Origin of the sequence: Thermodesulfovibrio yellowstonii DSM 11347 (genome assembly GCF_000020985.1) — a bacterium.
GTDB classification, from domain to species: Bacteria; Nitrospirota; Thermodesulfovibrionia; order Thermodesulfovibrionales; family Thermodesulfovibrionaceae; genus Thermodesulfovibrio; species Thermodesulfovibrio yellowstonii.
The window spans coordinates 176,611-195,173 of sequence record NC_011296.1; the positions used below are offsets into that span (position 1 = coordinate 176,611).

The 18,563-nt window shown below is 32.4% G+C and carries 18 protein-coding genes; 3 read left to right on the forward strand and 15 right to left on the reverse strand.

Going from position 1 to position 18,563, the window contains the following annotated elements; translation table 11 throughout:
* Nucleotides 1–23: 23 nt before the first annotated feature.
* From THEYE_RS00845 to THEYE_RS00875, 7 genes are all read right to left on the reverse strand, one after another.
* Nucleotides 24–917, reverse strand: a complete 894-nt coding sequence (locus THEYE_RS00845) for an EAL domain-containing protein (protein ID WP_164924880.1) — start codon at nt 915–917, stop codon at nt 24–26.
* Entirely contained in the window at nt 905–3,151 is a 2,247-nt protein-coding gene (locus THEYE_RS00850; protein WP_164924796.1) for a PAS domain S-box protein, read from the reverse strand. The genes THEYE_RS00845 and THEYE_RS00850 overlap by 13 nt, the downstream gene beginning before the upstream one ends.
* 1 nt (nt 3,152) lies before the next feature.
* Nucleotides 3,153–4,028 (reverse strand): methyl-accepting chemotaxis protein, encoded by an 876-nt coding sequence (locus THEYE_RS00855; RefSeq protein WP_012545130.1) that lies wholly within the window; start codon nt 4,026–4,028, stop codon nt 3,153–3,155.
* 12 nt (nt 4,029–4,040) lie between these two features.
* On the reverse strand, nt 4,041–4,829 hold the full coding sequence (locus tag THEYE_RS00860; protein WP_012546717.1) for an oxygen-binding di-iron domain-containing protein: 789 nt from the start codon (nt 4,827–4,829) through the stop codon (nt 4,041–4,043).
* Nucleotides 4,830–4,882: 53 nt separating this feature from the next.
* Nucleotides 4,883–7,534, reverse strand: a complete 2,652-nt coding sequence (locus tag THEYE_RS00865; RefSeq protein ID WP_012545860.1) for a cytochrome c family protein — start codon at nt 7,532–7,534, stop codon at nt 4,883–4,885.
* On the reverse strand, nt 7,531–8,577 hold the full coding sequence (locus tag THEYE_RS00870) for a hypothetical protein (RefSeq protein WP_012546213.1): 1,047 nt from the start codon (nt 8,575–8,577) through the stop codon (nt 7,531–7,533). The genes THEYE_RS00865 and THEYE_RS00870 overlap by 4 nt, the downstream gene beginning before the upstream one ends.
* 272 nt (nt 8,578–8,849) lie before the next feature.
* Nucleotides 8,850–10,094, reverse strand: a complete 1,245-nt coding sequence (locus THEYE_RS00875) for an ATP-binding protein (protein WP_012545078.1) — start codon at nt 10,092–10,094, stop codon at nt 8,850–8,852.
* A gap of 247 nt (nt 10,095–10,341) precedes the next feature.
* Between THEYE_RS00875 and THEYE_RS00880 the strand changes: the two genes are divergently transcribed.
* Nucleotides 10,342–10,548: a hypothetical protein gene (locus tag THEYE_RS00880; protein ID WP_012545941.1), complete on the forward strand. Its 207-nt coding sequence runs from the start codon at nt 10,342–10,344 to the stop codon at nt 10,546–10,548.
* Nucleotides 10,526–10,732 (forward strand): DUF2283 domain-containing protein, encoded by a 207-nt coding sequence (locus tag THEYE_RS00885; RefSeq protein ID WP_012545030.1) that lies wholly within the window; start codon nt 10,526–10,528, stop codon nt 10,730–10,732. Before THEYE_RS00880 ends, THEYE_RS00885 begins: the two co-directional genes overlap by 23 nt.
* Before the next feature lie 13 nt (nt 10,733–10,745).
* On the opposite strand, the gene THEYE_RS00890 is transcribed toward THEYE_RS00885, so the two are convergent.
* The 7 genes from THEYE_RS00890 to THEYE_RS00920 form a co-directional block, all read right to left on the reverse strand.
* Entirely contained in the window at nt 10,746–12,248 is a 1,503-nt protein-coding gene (locus THEYE_RS00890) for an HD domain-containing phosphohydrolase (protein ID WP_012546185.1), read from the reverse strand.
* Nucleotides 12,245–12,622, reverse strand: coding sequence for a response regulator (locus THEYE_RS00895; protein ID WP_012545378.1), 378 nt, complete (start codon nt 12,620–12,622; stop codon nt 12,245–12,247). The genes THEYE_RS00890 and THEYE_RS00895 overlap by 4 nt, the downstream gene beginning before the upstream one ends.
* Nucleotide 12,623: 1 nt before the next feature.
* Nucleotides 12,624–14,480, reverse strand: coding sequence for a sensor histidine kinase (locus THEYE_RS00900; protein WP_012545601.1), 1,857 nt, complete (start codon nt 14,478–14,480; stop codon nt 12,624–12,626).
* Nucleotides 14,481–14,567: 87 nt separating this feature from the next.
* Nucleotides 14,568–14,903: a hypothetical protein gene (locus tag THEYE_RS00905; protein WP_012546706.1), complete on the reverse strand. Its 336-nt coding sequence runs from the start codon at nt 14,901–14,903 to the stop codon at nt 14,568–14,570.
* Complete coding sequence (locus tag THEYE_RS00910) at nt 14,900–15,352, reverse strand: ClpXP protease specificity-enhancing factor SspB (protein WP_012545983.1); 453 nt, start codon at nt 15,350–15,352, stop codon at nt 14,900–14,902. The genes THEYE_RS00905 and THEYE_RS00910 overlap by 4 nt, the downstream gene beginning before the upstream one ends.
* A complete protein-coding gene (gene lgt, locus THEYE_RS00915) occupies nt 15,349–16,122 on the reverse strand; it encodes a prolipoprotein diacylglyceryl transferase (protein ID WP_012545160.1) in 774 nt (257 codons plus the stop codon). Before lgt ends, THEYE_RS00910 begins: the two co-directional genes overlap by 4 nt.
* Nucleotides 16,101–16,448: a nucleotidyltransferase domain-containing protein gene (locus THEYE_RS00920; RefSeq protein WP_012546786.1), complete on the reverse strand. Its 348-nt coding sequence runs from the start codon at nt 16,446–16,448 to the stop codon at nt 16,101–16,103. The genes lgt and THEYE_RS00920 overlap by 22 nt, the downstream gene beginning before the upstream one ends.
* Before the next feature lie 40 nt (nt 16,449–16,488).
* Between THEYE_RS00920 and THEYE_RS00925 the strand changes: the two genes are divergently transcribed.
* Complete coding sequence (locus tag THEYE_RS00925; RefSeq protein ID WP_012545922.1) at nt 16,489–17,886, forward strand: MASE3 domain-containing protein; 1,398 nt, start codon at nt 16,489–16,491, stop codon at nt 17,884–17,886.
* Here THEYE_RS00925 and ubiE read toward each other — a convergent pair.
* The gene (gene ubiE / locus THEYE_RS00930; protein WP_012545681.1) at nt 17,883–18,554 is read right to left on the reverse strand and encodes a bifunctional demethylmenaquinone methyltransferase/2-methoxy-6-polyprenyl-1,4-benzoquinol methylase UbiE; all 672 of its coding nucleotides are present in this window, start codon (nt 18,552–18,554) and stop codon (nt 17,883–17,885) included. The two genes, THEYE_RS00925 and ubiE, sit on opposite strands and share 4 nt — an antisense overlap.
* Nucleotides 18,555–18,563 lie beyond the last annotated feature (9 nt).

Here is an 18,563-nt window from a genome sequence, read left to right on the forward strand (position 1 = left end):
CAAAGGGAAACTCTTTTATGCAATCAAACTGCAATCTTTTTTTCTGGAAGAGGCTTTGAAAATAAAAATCCTTGAACAAAGTCGCAGTCCATTGTTTTTAAAATCGTAAACTCTTTTTCTGTTTCAACTCCCTCTGCTAAAGTCATTTTTTCAAGTTTTTTAGCAAGACCTATTATTGTTTCAACAATTGCAAGACTTTTTTTATCCTCAACCATATCTTTGATAAAACTTTTGTCTATTTTTACAATATCAATGGGTAAATCTCTAAGATAACTCATTGATGAATAACCTGTTCCAAAATCATCTATAGCAATTTTGGGTGGATTTTTCATTCGTTTTATATCAGAAAGAATTTGCATTGTATACTCGGGATTATTAATAAAAATTCTTTCTGTAATTTCTATTGTAAGTTTATTTCTTATTTCCGATGTAATTTCTGACAGAATAGGTATAAGAATTGGATTACTAAAAGTTTTTCCTGAAATATTAAGAGAAATATTTGTACCCCACTTTTTTATTTTTTCAGTGACTTCATTGATTGCCCAATTTTCAAAACTGCTTAGATATTGACTATTTTCTAAATAGTCAATAAAGAAATCAGGAGTATACAGTTTTCCATCTCTATCAATAATCCTCACAAGAGCTTCAAATCCTGCAATTTTTAAAGTTTTGGTATAAAAGTATGGTTGATAATAAAAGGTAAACAGTTTTTCTTCTGAGGCTTTTTTAATTAAATTAAAAACTTCCCATAGTTTTTCAGCTTCTTTTTCAATCGCAGCATCAAAAAACTGAATTATCCCAGACCCTGCTTTTTTAGTTTGCTGTAAGGTAATATCAGCTCTTTCATAAAGGGTTTTAAAACTTTTTCCATCCTTTGGGAAAATAGAGATCGCTGCATTAATATTTATGGAGATAATTTTAAGATCGCTGCATTAATATTTATGGAGATAATTTTATTATCTATATTAAAAACAGAGTTATTTAATTCATATAATTTAGAGTAAGCTTTGTATATATCATCAGTGGTTTCTGCAATTAGATAAATTCCAAAGCTATCAGCAGCTATCCTTGCTATAGAATCAGTATTTTCAAAAGATTTTTTTATTTTCTCTGCAAACTGTATTAAAATCTGGTCACCGGCATGAATGCCGTGAATTTTGTTTATATAAGTCATATCATAGATATCTATAAGAATAAGCAATCCAAAAACATCAGTTTCATTTAATTTTTGAGATACATTTACTGTAAATCCATTCATATTAAGAAGACCTGTAAGAGCATCATAGTTTTGAAGTCTTTGCACTCTTTCAGAAAGTCTGATTTTTTCAGTTACGTCTCTTGCAACAGCAACAAATCTAAGAATATTACCAGGAAGTTTTACTGGAATAATTTTTAAATCTACATGGAAAATTTCTCCATCTTTTTTTCTGTTCGGTGTAATTGCATTAAAAATTTTACCAGAAAGAATAGTATCCCACAGTTCTTTATAAAACTCTGGAGGATTAAGTCCTGATTTAAATATTCTCGGATTTTTTCCGATGAGTTCCTCTTTGCTGTATCCACTAATTCTTTCAACAGCTTCATTGACATAGATAATATTCCCATTTTCATCTGTAACAAGTATCCATGTATCAGAATTTTTAAGTGCTTCTGCAATGATGGTGTTATGTCTTATCCTTTCAACTCTTTCAAGAGCAAAAGCAATATCATGTTGAATCTCTTTCAGTATATCCAGGTTTATTTCATTAAAAAATTGTGGAAACTCTGAATAAATATTTAGAAATGAAACTACTTTGCCATATTTAAAGAAAGGAATTATACATGATGACCTGAAGCCTGTTTTAGTATATTCTTCTGATTCCGAGTTTATAACAATTTCACCTTTGACTGATGCACTATCAAGTAAACTATTTAGCATTCCGTAATCAAAATTATCTAAAATGCTTCTATCATCAGCATAAGAATATTCAGGAATAATTCTGTTGTTTTGCTTATCTAATATACCTATCCATGCAAGTTTTAAATTCAATTTTTCCACAAGAGTTTTACAGATTCTGCTATATATCTCTTCTTCAGTTAGTGATTGGGTGATTATTTTATTTATTTCCATCAGAATTTCTTTGAATTTTTCCGCATATTTTTTTGAAGTAATGTCATAAAAAACTAAGAACCCTGAGTAAAGACCTCTAAAAAGTATGGTATTGGCAAGACATTCAACAAATATTACAGAGCCATCTTTTTTCTGAAAACGGATATCATATATTCTTGAGAATTTTTCACCTTTCAGTCTTTTTTTGATACTATCAATAACTTTTTCTCTATCTTCGGAATAAACTATATCAGTAATGCTCATATTATAAAGTTCATTCTCTGAATATCCCAGCAAAGTTCTCATATAGTCATTGCAAAATGCTATTTTTTCATGATAAATAAGGACACCAATATTTGGTGAAGAGATTAAAGCTTCTGAAATATCATGATGAGCCCAATCCTGAAGCATTATATCAAGCTGATTATACAGACTTTTTAAATTTTCAATTTCTTCAGAAGACACTTTTTCAAAATCTTCAATAGAAAGCAGTTCATTTCTAAAATTTTCCATAGAAGAATTCATAAGTATAAAATGAGAAATAGGAAAGCAAAAATCATTTGAAAAAATTAATGCTCTGTCGTCCTTTAGTCTTTCTGAAATTTGAGTATAAATAAAACCTATGTCAGCTTGCTGTTGTCTGACAAGATTAATAACTTCATCATAGCTTTTTACAAAAAGAATATGAAATTTCTTATATTCTTTCTTATGGAACAATAGAGGAAGAAAAAAATATTTCTGATTTATTAAAGCTACCCTGATTATATCTTTTTCAGAAAAGTAAGATTGTGAAAATATACTACATAAACTTTCATTTTTATTTTTGAGTTTACTTAGTACTGCATAGCCTTTTTCAATAAGGGTAATGGTAGTATCTGGATTAGCATAGTAAAAATCATAACTTTGCTCATTAAAACATATTTCTGAAAAATCACTAAATCTTTTAAGTCTGATTTCTTTTTTTATAATCTTTGAGATTTTATTAGCAATTTCACCCCATTTAACTAATTCTTCTTCTGTACAGTGAGGACATAGAGCAAAATATAAAACATTTTCTGACATATTAAAACTTTGTCAGCTTGGAAATTTCATCATTAACTTTAATCACTGTAGAGAAAACCTTATAGGTTTCATTAAGCATAGATGCAGTATTTGTAATTCTTTTTGAAACGTCTGTTAAAACCTGACTTTGTTCTTCAATAGCAGTTGAAAGAGTGTTTACCGCATCACCAACTGTATCTGACATGGTTTTTGTTTTTTCAAAGGATTGTCTTATATTTTTTATGTCCTCCTCTATACTTGAAAAGAGTTCTCTTATTTTTTCAACCTCTCCTACTGCAGAGATAACACGGTCTTTAAGATCACCAAGAATTTTACCTATATCTTTTGTTAAGGCTTCTGTTTTCTGAGAAAGTTTTCTTATCTCATCAGCTACAACTGCAAAACCTCTTCCAGCTTCACCAACCCTTGCTGCTTCAATTGAGGCATTAAGAGCAAGAAGATTGGTTTGGTCTGCCACATCTGAAATAGCTGTTACAACATTACCAATATTCTCTGTAGCATGTCCCAGGTCTTTTATATTGGTGACAACCTCAATAATTTTGCTATTATGAGCTTCTATGTCCCTTACTCTCTTTTCTAATTCTTGATCCATTGCTTCATTCTGAATCACCATTTCCTTAACTTCTTCATTAATTGAAGCAACACTCTTAGACATGTCTCTTATAGTTGTGTCTATCTCTTCCATGGCAGTTGCTATTGAGGATACTTCATCTTTTATTCTTGTAAAGTTAGAGTCAATCAGTCCCATTGTATTTGAGATTGTTGAACCTACAAGATTTGATTTTATTATTCCCGAAGATAGAGTTTTAATGAGAGAAAGATTTATATCAACCATTTTTTTGCTGTCAGAACTAATTTTCTTTTTTCTAAAAAACATTATAGCCTCCTCCTATCTGTAAAATTCATCTGCAATGTCTACACCACATCTTAAACCACTTAGCCAATTAAAAAATTTCTGAATGTGTTCTTTTTTATAGATGATAGCTCCATGCTGTGGTGCAATTATATTGATGTCAAGCTTTGATACCCTTTCAAGATATTTTCTTACTACACTATTTGAAGCAAGGTATCTACGATGGAATCCTTTCATAAGTTTAAGATGACTGTCAAAGTCTTCAACATAAGTATATCTATGACCTTTAGGAAATATGGCTGCACCGAGGTCTCCTGTAAACAAAATTTTTGAACGAGGATCATAGACATGAAAGTTTGCTACAGAATGAAGGAAGTGGGCAGGAATTATCTCAAGATAGTCTCCAGTTGGAAGACTAATTCTGCCTCCGCCTTCTTCTATTGGAACAATTTTATTCATATCAAAAATCCCATAATGAGGAAGGAATCTTACCCACCATTTTGATATGTAAACTTTTGCATTTGTAACACTGAGCCAGAGGGCAACACCTGAAGACACATCAGGGTCCTGATGGGAGAAAAATAGATGCTCTATCCTTTCAAGGTCTACATATCTTGAAACATTGGCAACAACTCTTGGGAAAACATGAACTCCTCCAGGATCAAGAATGACACCAACTCCTTTATTTTCTATTAAATACTGATTAACCTGAACAAGCCCTTCTTCTTCATGCTCTTCCCATCCAAGCCATATAAATTTATGTGTTCCATCATCATATAGAGTATCACCTCTTACAATATCAACTTCCTTGTTTAAGATAGGCATAATTTATCCTCCAAATTAGAATAATTTTAATTTTCATTTTACCAAAAAATTATCTATTGTGGTAAAGCTTTTTTATTTCTGAAGGCTCTAATCATGTTTGCATGGTGATAGTTTCCTTGCATTTTAACTCTATGACATACCTCACATTTCATCTCAGAAGATATTGGCATAGGAGTTCTCTGATACTGTATAGGCTGAATATTATCTCTGTTTTTGCCATACTCATTGAATGATGGATAGGTTGCATGGGGAGAACTATGGCAGGCTATGCAAGGAATTTTTCCTGTGTTATCCTTTTTATTTCTATAAAGTTCTGACACATCAATAGTCCATTTATTGAAAGCTTTAACATTTTCTTTGGGTTTCTGGAATCCTACATGGCAGTTGAGACAATCTGGTTGTTGAATCCATGATTTCCTCTGCGTTATTTCGGATATTAGTGTTTCAGGCTTAAGGTTTCTAAGCAATAATTTAGATGTTCTTGTTCCCTGCTGGGAAAGAAGTATAGAGGAGGCATGTTCATCAAGTTTTCCATGACATTGGGTGCATCCGATTCCTAATTTTGCATGTATATCTCTGTTGCATCTTGTATTACCTTTTGCATCATTAGGATGGCATAGGTTGCAGGCTCTTTCGTCTTTCCATGGAATGTAGTTAGCATGCCAGCCATGCATAGATGCTGAAAAGCTGTTATGTCCCTTTACTCCCTCTGATTTCACAATAAAGTCCTCATGACATTTCTGGCACATCTGAGGTTTACCTTTAAGGGCAGATTCAAGAAGTTTTGTTCCATTATTTCTGTCATGAACCCTTAAAATATTTATTGCTGTTTCATCAGAGATTCCTGAAATACCTCTCCATCTTGGTTTTCCTCCGTGACACTCAAAACATTTTAATTCTGTTGAGACAGGTGCAACAAACTTTGTAGTCTGAAGAATTTTACCAGTTGCTTTTTCAACTGCCTTTATTTCAAATATAGGATAAGGATTAAATACCCCATCATCTCTGTAAGGCAGAACTGGTATGCCTTCAGCAGAGAATATTTTTTTGTCCTTATCATATTCAAAGACTCCTTTAAGAGCTTTGCCAGTAAGTCCAACATTTTCAGGTATCTTTTTACCTTTAAGAGATTGGGAATACTTCCAGAAATCTGAATGCATTGATGGGTTTTCGTATCCTTTCTGAACTTCATAGTGAATCTCTACTCCTTCAGAGATAATCTCTGGTTTTTTCCCTCTTTTTATAAGTATTGCTTGAAAAGAAGAGCCAGGATAAAGAAAGGAAAACCATTTGTCTGAATCAGTAACACATTTCTCACCAAGACTGCTCCATGCAAGAAGCACATATTCATCTTTTTGACTATCAAAAGGTGGTATGGCAATATCCTCTTTTTTGGGTTTAAACTCTGTTAATTTTGTCTCTTTATCTCCATGAAGGCTAACAATAAATGTTGCCAAAGCTTTCATTTCTGTTTCATTACCGATGAATTTGGGCATATAGTCAAGAATTTTACCCTGTCCATAAAGCTGTGAAATTACCCCTAAATATGTGAGACCCTTTGTTTTTTCAACTATATCATTTTTAACTCCTTTTATTGTGTGGCAACTAAGGCATTGAAGATTAAATAACTCTCTTCCTGCAATTAGTTTATTTTCCTCTGTGACTTCTCTGATAGTAGTCCATTTAGCATTTTTGAGGAATCCTTCCTTGTTTAGCTTTTTTTCATCAGCTACCATTATTGATGGCGAATACATATATCCATAGATTACATATGGTTTTCTTGCATACTCTCTCATGTATTCAAATCCTGCCATCCATAAAAGCCCCACCAAAAGAAGAATAAAAACAGCAATTCTATGTAGCAACTTTGATGCTCTAAAAACTAAAATTAAACTTAAAAGATAAAGTATCACTGAGGCTGTTATAAATACATTTACCGCATTAGCTGTCTGTTTGTTAAGCATGAAGTTTGTAAGTCTTGCATTTTCAGGAATGGAGTAGAAATACCAGAGTCCTGAAATAATAAGAAAAGGCAGAGGAATATAAAGCCATTTTACACAGTATCTAAGGAATTCCTGCCTCAGCTTATCTTCTTTTTCAAATACTGCAGTAACAAATCCGAATAGTCCTGCAAACATTATGCAAATTGCGGTTCTAAATACAAGTCCTGGGAGATTAGTTGGATTAAAAAATCCATCCCAGAAACTATGTGTTCTAAGCCATTGTCCAGGAGTAAGCATAAATGTAATGATACCATTGATTACAAAGAGACTTAGCCATGCTGAAGCAGCGTATATAAAGGCAATTCTTAAGCGATTTTTATCTGAGAGTGTTTCAAACTTGTAGTGATAAATAAGTAAAGAAACAATTTCTACAATAAAAAACACCCACTCAATTGCCCATGCAAATACAAAGGTATGAATAAGAAGAGAAGTAGCCCAGGGACTTGAAAGAGCTATTATAAACCATATCCCAACACCTGTTACACCACCAAAAACCATTGTAAGTAATAAGAAAAACCAAACATGTTTACGGACATACTGTCTTAGTGATATATTGCCTTCCCGAACACTTTTAAGGTCTGTAAGCCAAAGAAATATTCCACCGCCAACGGCAAAGTGAGAAATAAATACATGAAACACTGCAATTATTGCAACTAAAGTGCCTGAATTAAAGTAGTAAAGTTCCCATACAGGATAATTCATTTCTTAGCCTCTTTTGTTTTTGAGAAAGTAATTTTGAGCATATAGGAAATGACAGCTATCCCTAAAAGCAGTATAACTAAGAATATGGTAAATACATCCCACTGGGGTGAGAGCTTTAGCTGAGAGATATTAAAATTTTCACCTAAATGAAAGACTCTTAAGTTATATCTGTTTATAACCATAAAAACTAAAGTAAAGAACACAAGTAGCACACTGCCTTTAAGATTAGCCTTGAGGGCGATAAAAATAGACAAGAATGCAGTAATAATACTCAAAATAAACACAACTGTTGCAAATAAATCTCCTCCAATATATTTCTGCATAATGTTCTGTGGGAGGCTTAAAATAAACCAGAAACCAATAGCAATCTGAAACATTGTGGCATAGGCAAAGATTTTTAAGCCCTCTCTAACTTTATCTTCAGAGTTTTTCCTAAAGTAAAGGCTATATGCAATGCCACCTACTGCTATTGAAGCTATTAGGAAATGTAAAAATCTTGGATAGATGCTTGCCACATTCCAAAGTAGTATAGTTCCACTTCTATTTGAAAAATAAGTTTCCCACCTTTCAGGCATTTCCATCATGGACAGATTATTTACAAGTATGAAGGCAATATAAAAAATTATGATAATCATAATAATCAAAGCATACTTTGCAAAACCTGAAACTTCAAATTTTTTGTAATGAAAATAAGAACTATAGTAGGCAATAATTAAAAAAGGTATGATTAAAATCCAGAAAGTTCCCATGAGTATTGAACTCGTGTAGAAAAGATGCCCGAAGACAACCTGAAGAAAAAGCAGCGTAGGAATAGCCATATTTATTCCAAGAGCAAAAAGAATGGGTATTTTTTTAGCCAGAGGTTTGTTTATTATAAAAAAATCTTGTTTTTTATCCCATTGATAAAGAATTATCAGGCTTAGTCCAACAATTGAGTTAATGATAATAATATGTATGAGGAAAAAAAGTTGTTCAAGAATAATAAAAATTTCTGCAGGTGCAGGAATTGGTTCAGTGTAGGGTATTAAATATAATGGATTCATTTTTATGCAAATTTTATCATAGTTTTTTGACAAATTCAAGATGTTTTAGTTGTTATCATATTTGTATTATGAAATAAGTTTGAGGCTGGCAGTTAATATCTCCTAAGTTATAAACTGAGCCTCCAACTGTCATTCCTCTTTTTTCTTGTCATTCTGAGGAGCGTTAGCTACGAGGAATCTCCTCCTTTCTACGGTGACCCGTTCGGGTCAGATTCCTTGCACTCATTGCGGGTGTTTGAAATGACAGTTAGTAATTGAACAGTCTTATATAACTACTTGAAACTATAATCAATAAGTTTATAAAAAGGAATTGTTATCACCTCAGTGCCATTTATTTGGCTTTTTTCATAAAGAGAGAGATTGACAATCAGAGCCTGGGGGGGACTGTATCTTTCAATAAAGCTTCTTAGTGCACGGGTTATTTCGGGATTTTTTAAGTTCTTGTATTTTACTTCCAATGGTATCAACGAAACTCCTGTATCAATAATAAAATCTATCTCTGCTTTGTCCTTTGTTCTCCAGAAGTGAATCTGAAAAGCGGTATCCTTAACTTTTTCAAGCAAAGCTAAATAAACAAAGTTCTGAAAAAGAAAGCTATAATCTCTTACTTTGCCAAATTCTCCTATGGAGAAGTTTTTCAATCCAAGGTCATAAAAGTAGTAAACAGGAGATTTAGTTAATTCTTTTCTAAGGTTTCTAAAAAAGGGTGTAATTTTTGAAACTATAAAGGTTTTCTCAAGATACCAGAGATAATCTTTCAGCGTTTTTAATGAAACTCCTATGGTTGTTGATATTTCACTTAGATTTATTGTTTTGCCTACTGAGTCAGCGAGAATTTTAATAAGTTTGCTAAATTCAGGCAGTTTTTGAATTTTAAGTAAATAGTAAATATCCCTTTCAATGTAACTTTGATAAATTTCATTAATTAAATTTAGCTTTTCAGACAGTTCTTCTTCAAGAACAACTCTTGGATAGCCTCCGAAATTCAAGTATTCATCAAACAAGACAAAAGACTTTGATTTCTCTATTGCAAAATACTCTGGAAGTTTTTCTTCATATTTATAGCCTGTTTTATAGTTAATAAACTCTTCAAAACTCAATGTTAAAAGCTCAAAAACTCTTTTTCTGCCTGTCAAAGACTCATGAATCCTCTCTTTCAATTCAACACTTCCAGAACCTGAAACAATAAATTTATAAGGAAGTCCTATATCATATATGCCTTTAAGAAACAAACCTGCATTTTCCTTTTTCTGAATTTCATCAATAAAAACATATCCTTTGTTTTTCCCAAACTCAAGCTCAATACGTCTAAGAAGTGATAACTGAGAATGAAAATGCTCTTTGTCATACTCAATATCAAGATTAAGATAAAGAGTTTTCTCACCACTTTTTTTTAATTCCTCTTCAAGAGTTTTCATTATGGTTGTTTTTCCTGCCTGCCTTGGACCAATAATAAGAGTAATCTCTGGCTTTGTGAGATGTTTTCTTATATCTTCAAGAAGTTTTCTTTTTATCATATTTCTATTTTAGCACGAGAAAATTAAAATAGCAATATCAAAATTATCGGATTCCTCTTTGATGCTACTGCCTTAAATGATTTTGTGTAAGAACATGATATAATAATGAATGATAATAGAAATCATTGAAAAAACGCTTCTTTCAAAGGGAACGATTTATAAATTAAAAATAGACAATAAAATCATAGAGATATTTTTTCTTTCGCATGCTATGTAAAGAATTAAAAAATGGCAACTTAGTGAAAAAATGGTAATTGAAACTCTTTTATTTCCAGAAGAAGTTTTAATCGGACATAGAGGCAGATACATTGCTCATAAAAGATTTGGTAGTCATATTGTAAGAGCTATATATGAGTATGATGAAAAACTTCCTGTTTTAATTACAGTTTATTTCCCGTATATAGATAGATATTTTAAAGGGGGTGATATTTATGAAGATAAAATACTCAAGTGATGCAGACATACTTTTAATTGAACTTAGGGATGGAAAACCCATTGACTCAATTGATTTAAAAGAAGGAGTTATCCTTCATCTTGATGATAAGGGATTGCCAATAGAGATAGAGATACTTGATGCATCAAAAATAGTATCACTTAAAGAAATTAGCGTTATGACGCCATTAGAAGCGTCTGCTTAGAAAAATTAAAAACCTATTTATTTTTCTCATAAATTTCCTCTATTTTTGATGCCACTGTCTTAAATGCCTGAAGAACCTGCGGGTCAAAGTGTTGAGGCATGCTTCTTCCGTCTCCCTCTGTGATTATTCTAAAGGCTTTTTCATGGTCAAAGGCTGGTTTATAAGGTCTCTGACTTCGCAAAGCATCATATATATCAGCTATTGTTACAATTCTTGCCTCAAGAGGAATGCTCTCTTCCTTTAAACCATAGGGATAGCCTGAGCCATCCCATTTTTCATGATGATGAAGGGCAATTGATGATGCCATCTTAAGTCTTGGATGTTTCCCTATTATCTCTGCTCCTAAGACAGTATGCTTTTTCATCTGCTCAAACTCCTCAGCAGTCAATTTACCGGGCTTTCTAAGGATGTCTGGATGCACATGCACCTTGCCAACATCATGTAAAAGTGCCTGAGTTTTTATTTTTTCTATAAAAAGCTGTGGCAGTCTTAACTCCTCTGCTATGGTAGCTGCATACTCTCCAATTCTTAATATATGATTTCCAGTGTCTTCATCATTTGCCTCTGCTGACCTTGCAAGAGCATATACTGTATAAACAAAAGCCTCCTCTGTTTCTTTAATCTGCTGAGACAAAGAATTCATAAAAAGAATGTGAAGGAAAATATTATGCATCACTGATGCATCATAACCAGTAACCTGTCTTCCATAGTTTAGGGCAATTAAGGAGAGTTTGTCACTTAAATAATAAACCATGTTTTCTACGGGAATATTCTCTTTAGAAAGAAATCTTAATATGGTCTCCACATCTGCATTAAGCTCTTGTCCTTCATTAAAAAAGCCTCCTCTCACAGAGTCTTTTAAAGGTTCTATCTTAAGGGATAATCCATATATGGCATTTCTTTCCATTTTACTGTCTAAAAATCTATAAATAATCCAGTCCTTGTTTTCATTTATACCTGCTATAACTATCTCTGGTTTGTCAACTTCCTCCTTCTGTCTTAGCATCTGATAGACCACAACATCTATGGTGGAGACAAAATCAAATTTCATGGGCTCAAAGGATAAAATAAGTTTTTCAGAAAAGCCTGTTAAGTTGTCAATCTGAGAGTATGCCTTTCTTAATTTATCATTAAGAGCTTTAACCCGAAGAAGCATGTTTATCCTTGCTAAAACTTCTCCTACATCAAACGGTTTACTGAGAAACTCTTCTGTTCCTGCCTCAATTCCACGGATTCTATCTTCCTTTGCTGTAAGTGCTGTAATCATTATTACAGGGATATGTCTTAATGTTTCATCCTCCTTTATTTTTCTGCATACCTCATATCCATCCATCCCGGGCATCATAACATCAAGTAAAACTATGTCTACATTCTGATTTTTAAGTATCTCCAATGCTAAAAATCCATTTTGTGCTACTAAAACTTCATATCCTCTGGGAGATAAAATTGCCTGAAGAAGCTTTAAATTCTGAGGCTCGTCATCTACACAAAGTATTACAGGTTTTAATTCTTTCATGGCTTTTCTCCTTCAATAATCTTTTTAATTATCTCAGGTAAAGCTCTTGTATCAATGGGTTTTGCAATATAGTAGTCAGCACCTGCCTGTAAAACTCTTTCTTTATCACCTGACATGGCATAAGATGTCACTGCTATTATTTTTATGTGTTTTATCTCACTATCCTGCCTTATCTTTTTTATTGCCTCAAAGCCGTCTAAAACAGGCATCTGCATATCCATAAGTATAAGGTCTGGTTTAATTCTTTTTGCCATCTCAATGCCTTCTTTTCCATTTGCAGCTAAATAAACTTCATAGCCGTGATACTTAAAAATGTCTTCCATAAGTTTTCTATTTTTTTCATTATCCTCACATATAAGAATTTTATAGGGCATTTTATTTCTCCTTTTTTGTTTTTACAGGGAAACTAAAACCAAATCTGCTTCCTTTGCCATACTCACTTTCACACCAGATTTTACCACCATGAAGCTCAACAAGACTTTTTGAAAGGGCAAGTCCGAGTCCTGTTCCTTGGTATTTCTTTGTATAGGTTGTCTCAAGCTGACTGAAAGGCTGAAAAAGTTTATCCCTGTCCTCCTTTTTTATTCCAATGCCTGTGTCTTCAACAACTATCTCTATCATATCTTCTTTTCTTTCTGCTGTTATCTTTACAGAACCTCCATCTGGGGTAAATTTAACAGCATTGCTTACAAGATTAAAAAGCACCTGCTTTATTTTTCTTTCATCTGCTGTAACTGTTATGTCTGCTTCTTTAGAAATCTCTGCATCAAGTTTTATTCCGTGCTTACTTGCTTTTTCCTTAAACATTATAAGAGAGACATTGACTACATCAGAAACTCTAAACTCACTGAGTTCAAGCTCTGTTTTTCCTTCCTCAATCTTTGAAAGGTCAAGGATATCATTAATTAGATTTAAAAGATGTTTTGCACTGTCATGAATATCTTTAAGATATTCAAGCTGTTTTTCATTGAGAGTGCCAAAAAGCTGGTCTTGTAAAACTTCTGTAAAACCAATTATTGAATTTAGCGGTGTTCTAAGCTCATGGCTCATATTAGCAAGAAACTCTGATTTTGCCCTGTTTGCTGCCTCTGCATGAATCTTTGCAATCTCAAGCTCTGCGGTTCTTTCCTTCACCTTTTGTTCAAGACTCTGGTAAAGCTCTTTTAGTCTGTTAGCTGATTCAATAAGTGCATCATTTAAAGATTCCATCTCTATTATTCTTGTATCTATAGGAGTTCCTATATCAAAATCACCCTTTGAAAGCTTTTGAGAAATTTCTCTGATAGCAGTTATAGGCTTTGATATTTTAATACTTAAAATATATCCCACCACAAAGGCAAGAAAAAGAGCAAGCAAAGCCCAGAAAGAAGCCCAGGAAAGAGATGAAAGAACTGTTGCTGTTACATCTTTCATGCTTTTTGAAATCCATATTCTAAATCCAAAGTCAAGAACATAAAAAGCACCTATTCTTTTATCCTTTGTGATAGGAGATAAAAACTCTGCAGTTCCTTCTTTTTTTTCAAGAGAAGCCTTAAAAATTTCTGTATTTGACTGGTCAGTAAGAATAAAATCTTCAATTTTGATATGTGGCAAAGTTGAAAAAGCTATAAGTTTTCCTGTTTTGTCAGTTATGGTTACTGTTGCTTCACTGTGTTTTAAAGAATCAGCAACTTCCTGGAGCATGTTTAAAGGATATCCAGCACAAATTGCACCCCTAAATTCTCCTTTTCTGTCTAAAATAGGAACAGAAATAGGAATAGTATATTTTGAAGTTATTGCTCCTTTAATAAGATTGCCTATATAAGATTTCTTAATTTTCTTTATCTCTGTAAACCATTCCCTTGAAGATAAATCTTTACCAATATTTGAATTTCCTTGCTCGTCCTTGTCTGGAGAGGCAAATAAAACAATTCCTCTCTCATCAACCACAAATATAGAGGTATAATAAGGATTTCTGTAATGAACACTCTCTATTATTTTTTGAGTTTTTTTTGTATATAAACCTTGCTCATATATTTCTTTTCCTATCTGCTCAAGACGTGTAAAAGTTTCTTTCATTCTCTGTTCCAAAAGTTTTCCAATTGTCTGAGCCATAACAAGATGATGCTCATTTGTGTGTTCTATTTCATGTTTACATATCCAGAAAGTTCTCTGAACTAAAAGAAATAGTATGCTTATTAAGGCAACAGACAAAAAAGAAAAAATAAGAAGTTTTTTAATTGAAACTTTCATTGATTAATTATATATTAAATTGCTAAGAATTGTTACGAATGTGAACTTTAAGAAGTCTCTTGAATCCATCAACTGAGGTATTTTATATCAAGGCATAAATAAATTTATTTCATAATTACCTATACTTACTTTTTCAGCAATGCCTTCCTTCCATAGAATTTCCATTATTTTAAGCTTCTCATCCTTGGGAATAAGAATTATTAGTTTATCACCCTGTGATATCAACTGCTTCCACTTATCAATTCTTTCTGACACAATTTCTTTTTCTGTCACTATGTCAATATATCCTATAACAATGCCATAGCTTAATATCTTCAAATCTGGTGGAGGGTTTTCAAGTTGTTGTATTTCCTGTTGAATTCTGCTTAGTTTTTGTTTAATTTGATGAATTAAAAATTCTTTCAAATGTTTTTCCGCATTCATTTCTTTTTCCTCAATTTTGTAATATCTATTACATTATCTTTTTTCTCCTTCTGTTTTTCATTTTCTTTATCATTTTGAGTTGCGGTAGAAGAATCTCCTTCATCTTTTATTTTAGATTTAAAAACAGGCACTGCAAGCTGAACCCGTAGGTCTGGTGAAAAAACACCAGCAATTGCATTAATAGGGATATAACATTTTTCAGGTGTGTTTCCGAAGACAAGGGTTGCAGTAATTGCATCTTCATCCCAGTTAAATTTCATTCTGTTGTTAAACACCAGAACAAGTCCTCTCTCCTTTTCCTCTGGTAGAAAGCCTCTTTTGCCTATTACAACACTTTCATCATAATCAACAATTATAAAAACTCTTCCTGCAAACTCAAGAATTTCAAAGAAAGTATATTTTTTTAGAGCATTAACTCTGTTGATTAATTCATTTGTAAACTCAATCACTTTCTACTCCTGTAAAAGAATAAACCCAAACCAGCTAATATCATAATACTACATAAAATCTGCCCCATTGTAAAGATTCCTAAGATATAACCAATTTGAGGGTCAGGCTCGCGGAAAAACTCAACAACAAAGCGGAAAATGCCATAAAGAATTAAAAATAGAGAAGAGATGAGTCCAGACTTGTTAAATTTATCTTTTAAAAACCATAAAATTACAAAGAGCAATGCTCCCTCCAGTCCTGCTTCATAAAGCTGGCTGGGATGTCTTGGAAGAGGACCACCTTCTGGGAAAATCATAGCCCAAGGAACATCTGTAACTCTGCCGTAAAGCTCTCCATTAATAAAATTACCAATTCTTCCAAGTCCGAGTCCGATTGGTGCAGTAAGAACAAGCATATCTGTAAGAGTGAAGAAATCAAACTTTTTTATCTTAGTGAAAATCCATGCTGAAAATATTACACCCAGAAGTCCACCATGAAAGGACATACCTCCATGCCAGATAGCAAGAACTTCTAAGGGATTGTGAATATAGTAAGACAGATTATAGAAAAGCACATAACCAATTCTTGCACCAATGAGAAGTCCTAAAATTAAATAAAAATATAGATTTTCAAGGAAATCCTTTTCAACCTTTAGCCCCTTTCTTTTTATTTCACTTTTTACTATTAAATAAGAACAGAGGAAACCAATAAGATACATTAATCCATACCATCGAATTGAAAGAGGACCTATTTTTAAAATTTCTGGATTTATGTTCGGATATGGAAGCATGAATTGTTTGGCACTCCCTCACTTTCTATGTTTCTGAAAAACCCTGTTTGATAGGCTTTTTCTTTCTCAAAAGTTTTCATAGATTTAACTATAGGAGAAAAGGGAATATTTGTTTTCAGTTCAAATTCTTGGAAGATATTAATTATTTTGTTTAAAATATCGGCGTTTCTTTCTCTAACAACAATGAGTACATCAAAATCAGATTCACCAGTAAAATCTCCTCTAACCCTTGAACCAAAGGCTACAACAGCAATTAATCCATTCCCAAGAGCCTTTTTAAGTTTTCCAATAATTTTTTTAAGTATCTGTTTTTCAGCTTTAAACATAATCTATTTTATCATAAACTTATTTTGATATAATTAAACAATGAAATTTCTTGAAAAATATGAAGATTTTGTCCTCTTATTTACGACGATTTTAATTATTTCTTTAAGCATAATTTATAGCTATTTGCTTTTTCACACCCTTGCTGAGATTTACAGCATTATCATCGGAACAACGATTTTTATAATCTACCTAAATCTCAGAGATAAAATTGACCAAGGATACGTAAGTCTTTTAGGGATTGCCTATCTATTTGTTTCAATTATTGACCTTATTCATACCCTTGCTTATAAAGGCATGAATATCTTTCAAGGTTTTGACGCTAATCTACCTACTCAACTATGGATATCAGCAAGATATTTAGAAAGCCTAAGTTTTCTATGTGCAACATTATTGATAAATAAAAAAATCAATGTCTATCCTGCAATTTGGATTTATTCTGCTATTACAGTAGCGAATTTTATATCTATTTTGGTCTTTAAAAATTTTCCTGATTGTTACATTGAAGGGCAAGGACTTACAGCTTTTAAAATTTATAGTGAATATGTAATATGTCTGATTTTGGCAGCATCCCTCATAATTCTTAGAAAAAACAAATCTGCTTTTCCAAAAGCCACACTTCTTTATTTGCAACTGGCTCTGATTACGACAATCCTTGCAGAACTTTCATTTACTAAATATGTAAGCGTCTATGGTGTTTTCAATTTTATCGGACATATTTTTAAAATAATTTCATTTTTCTTTATTTACAAAGCATTAGTAAAAACAGCACTTACAGACCCTTTTAATTTACTTTGGAAAAAATTAAAGGAAAACGAGGAAAGACTTAAGGAGGCTTACCTTAAATTAAATACTTATATAGAAGTTCTTGACCTTGTTTTTGTTGTTGTTGATAGAAATAAAAATGTTATACGAATTAATCAAAAAGGTGCAGAAAAATTAGGCTATACAAAAGAAGAATTAATTGGTAAGAACTGGTTTGATACAGTGATTCCTCAAGAAGAAAGGGAAAAAATGAAAATTGTATTTGATAGCATAATATCCGGTGAAACTGAACTTGTTGGATATTTTGAAAATAAGATATTAAGAAAAGATGGATTGGAACGAATTTTTGCATGGCATAATACTGTTTTAAAAGATACAAATGGGAAAATAATAGCTGTTGTTAGTGCTGGTGAGGATATAACAGATAAAAAAGTTTATGATGAAAATAGAGAAAAACTTGTAAATGAACTTCAAAAAGCACTTGAAGATATAAGAGTTTTAAAAGGACTTATCCCAATTTGTGCATGGTGCAAAAAAATAAGAAATGACGAAGGTTACTGGATGCAGTTAGAGAAGTATCTTCAAGAACATACTGAAGCAGAATTCACACATAGCATATGTCCAGAGTGTTATGAGAAAATCAAAAAGGATATTAAAAAGATGAATAGTTTTTAAATCTTCTCTCCTACATATAGATAAACTACTCCGAAACTTAATGAATGAGTTTTGATATTTTTAAATCCGCAATTCTGTAAAAGTTCAGTAAAATCCTCAGGTTTATAAAATCCCTCTATTGATGAGCCAAGGTATTCGTAAGCAGTCTTAACAGAAAATAGAGAAGCAATAGAAGGAACAATTTTTTTTAAATAAAACAGATAAGGTTTCCTAACAAAACCAGAGGGAAGAGAAAATTCAAGTATGATAATTTTGCCATTATCTTTAATTACTCTATGGATTTCTCTCAAAGCAACTTCTGTTTCATGCATATTTCTGATGCCAAAGGCACAGGTAACTGCATCAAAGATTTTGTCCCTAAATGGAAGCTCATATGCCGAGGCAGATACTGGAGTAAAGTCATTTTGAATTTTTCCCCTTGCAATCCTGAGCATTTCAAAACTTATATCAACTCCTATAACTTTTGCACCTTTTTTTAGGAGTTCTTTAGCAGAGTCTCCAGTTCCTACTGCAAGGTCTAAAACAAGTTGAGTTTCTTTATTTACAGCTTCTGTTGCCATTTTTTTTCTCCATAGAATATCCTGCCAAAAAGAAAGCAATCTGTTGAGAAAATCATATCGCGAAACTATTTTGTCAAACATAGATTTGATTTCTTGGGTTTCTTTCATATCCAAGAA